The 3,093-nt window shown below is 74.8% G+C and carries 1 protein-coding gene; it reads right to left on the bottom strand.

Annotation, left to right across the window (positions count from 1 at the left end; translation table 11 throughout):
- Positions 1–3,093, bottom strand: a 3,093-nt coding sequence (locus ACFVWU_RS44645) for a type I polyketide synthase (RefSeq protein ID WP_387632406.1), incomplete at both ends; no start/stop codon positions are given.

The raw sequence follows: 3,093 nt of genomic DNA, 5'->3' as shown, positions 1-3,093 counted from the left end.
GTCCATCAACGGCGAGTGGAACGCGTGCGAGACCTGCAACCGCGTCGTCCTGCGGTCGGCGAAGTGCGCCTCGATCGCCGCCACCGCCTCCTCCGTCCCGGAGACGACGACGGACGACGGGCCGTTGACGGCAGCGATCGACACGAACTCACCCAGCAACGGCCGGACTTCGTCCTCCGTCGCCTGAACGGCGAGCATCGCACCGCCGGACGGCAGCGCCTGCATGAGGCGGCCGCGAGCGGCCACCAGGGCGCAGGCGTCGGCCAGGGAGAACACCCCGGCGACGTGCGCGGCCGCGATCTCGCCGATCGAGTGCCCGGCCACGAACTCGGCCCGCACGCCCAGCGATTCGACGAGCCGGTACAGCGCCACCTCGACGGCGAACAACCCGACCTGGGCGTAGGCGGTCCGGTTGATCAGCTCCTCGTCCGAGCCCCAGAGCACATCGCGCAAGGGCACGTCCATCGCCGCGCACACCGCGTCGAACGCCTCCGCGAACACCGGGAACCGGGCATACAGCTCCCGCCCCGTCCCCAGCCGCTGCGTCCCCTGCCCGGAGAACAGCAGCGCGAGCCTGCGCTCCCCCGCCGCACCGCGCGCCACCTCGGCGCCGTCCAGCAGCACCGCCCGGTGCGCGAACCGCGACCGCCCGGCCAACGACAGTCCGACGTCCACCGGCGAACCCTCCGGCTCGACGAGCCCGGCCAGTTGCGCGTCCAGCGCGGCCTCCGACGCTCCCGAGACCACCCACGGCACGACGCCCGGGGCCACGGCGGCTTCCTCGGCCCGATCCACCACCGGCGCCTGCTCGACGACCACGTGGGCGTTCGTCCCGCTGATCCCGAACGACGAGACCCCGGCCCGGCGCGGGCGCCCGGCCTCGGGCCACTCGCGTGCCTCCGTCAGGACCTCCACCGCGCCCGCCGACCAGTCGACGTGCGAGGACGGCGCGTCGACGTACAGCGTCTTCGGCAGCACGCCCGCGCGCATGGCTTCCACCATCTTGATGACGCCCGCGACCCCGGCCGCCGCCTGGGTGTGCCCGAGGTTGGACTTCACCGAGCCGAGGAACAGCGGGAGTTCGCGGTCCTGCCCGTAGGTCGCGAGCAGCGCCTGCGCCTCGATCGGGTCGCCCAGCGTGGTCCCCGTGCCGTGCGCCTCGACCGCGTCGACCTCGGCGGCCGACAGCCCGGCGTTGGCCAGCGCCTGGCGGATCACCCGCTGCTGGGACGGGCCGTTGGGAGCAGTGAGGCCGTTGGACGCACCGTCCTGGTTGACGGCGCTGCCGCGCACGACGGCCAGCACCGGGTGCCCGTTGCGGCGGGCGTCCGAGAGCCGTTCCAGCACCAGCACGCCGGCGCCCTCCGACCATCCCGTGCCGTCCGCGCCGTCCGCGAACGCCTTGCAGCGCCCGTCAGGGGCGAGCCCGCCCTGGCGGGTGAAGCCGAGGAAGCTCATCGGCGTGGACAGGACGGTCACGCCACCGGCCAGGGCCAGCGTGCACTCGCCACTGTTGAGGGACTGCGCGGCCAGGTGCATCGCCACCAGCGAGGAGGAGCAGGCGGTGTCGATCGTGAGCGCCGGGCCCTCCAGTCCGAAGCAGTAGGACACCCGGCCCGAGATCACGCTGTTGGCCAGCCCGGTGCTCGCGTGGCCCTCCACCTCCTCCCGGGAGTTCATCACCAGCGAGGCGTAGTCCTGGCCCGTCGTGCCGACGAAGACGCCCGTCCGGCTGCCGCGCAGCGCGGTCGGGTCGATGCCCGCCCGCTCGAAGGCCTCCCAGGACGTCTCCAGCAGGAGCCGCTGCTGCGGGTCCATCGCGAGGGCCTCGCGCGGCGAGATGCCGAAGAAGCCCGCGTCGAAGTCCCCGAGGCCGGCGAGGAAGCCGCCCTGGCGGGTGGCGCTCACCCCGTGGCCGGTGCCGAAGAGCGCGTCGAGGTCCCAGCCGCGGTCGGTCGGGAAGTCGGTGATGCCGTCGCGGCCCTCGCTCAGGAGCCGCCAGAGGTCCTCGGGGGTCCGCACTCCGCCGGGCAGGCGGCAGGCCATGCCGACGATCGCGATCGGCTCGCCGGCATCGGCGGTGGTGGCGGCCGCCGGGGCCGCCACGTCGTCCTCCTCGTCGAGGAGTTCCCCGAGGAGGTGCGCGGCGAGGGCATACGGGGTCGGGTAGTCGAAGACCATGGTCGCCGGGAGCCTGAGCCCGGTGACGTCGGCGAGGCGGTTGCGCAGCTCGATCGCGGTGAGGGAGTCGAGGCCGAGGTCCCGGAACTCCCGTCCGGGGTCCACCGCTCGGCCCGAGGCGTGGCCCAGGACGCCGGCGGCCTCCGCGCGGACGAGGTCGACCAGGTGACGCGGCCGGTCGCCCTCGCGCAGCTCGAGGAGACGGGCCGCGAGCGCGGCGCCCGTGCCCGTGGTGCTCACGGCGGTACGGCGCCCGGAGGGCAGGAGGGCGCGGAACATCGTGGGCACCTCGCCGCGCGGGCGGGCCCCAGCGGCCATGCGGCCGGTCGCGACCAGGTAGGGCTCGTCGACGGCCATGGCGGCGTCGAGCAGCGCGAGACCGTCCTCCTCGGCCAGGGGCGGGACGCCGGAGGAGCGGATGCGGTGCAGGTCGGCCTCGGAGAGCGTCCCCGTCATGCCGGCCGTCGGCACCCACGCGCCCCAGCCCAGCGACTGGGCGGCCAGGCCCTGCCGGCGGCGCCAGTGCGCCAGCGCGTCGAGGTAGACGTTCGCCGCCGCGTAGGTGCCCTGGCCGGCGCTGCCCAGGACGCCCGAGATGGAGGAGAACAGGACGAAGGCCTTGAGGTCCTGGTCCTCGGTCAGCTCGTGGAGGTTCCACGCCGCGTCCACCTTGGGGCGCAGGACGGCCGACAGGCGCTCGGGCGTGAGCGCGGTGACGATGCCGTCGTCCAGCACACCGGCCGCGTGCACCACGCCCGTGACGGTCCGGCCGTGCAGCGCCTCGGCGAGCGCCTCCCGGTCGGCGGCGTCGCAGGCCACGACCTCGACGTCGGCGCCCAGCGCGCGCAGTTCCTCCAGCCACGCGCCGACGCCACCGCGGCGGCTCAGCAACAGCAGGTCCCGGACGCCGTG

It is taken from the genome of Kitasatospora sp. NPDC058190, assembly GCF_042883685.1.
GTDB lineage: Bacteria > Actinomycetota > Actinomycetes > Streptomycetales > Streptomycetaceae > Kitasatospora.
The sequence above is the reverse complement of the archived record's forward strand: the minus strand, read 5'-3'. Positions and strand labels throughout refer to the sequence as shown.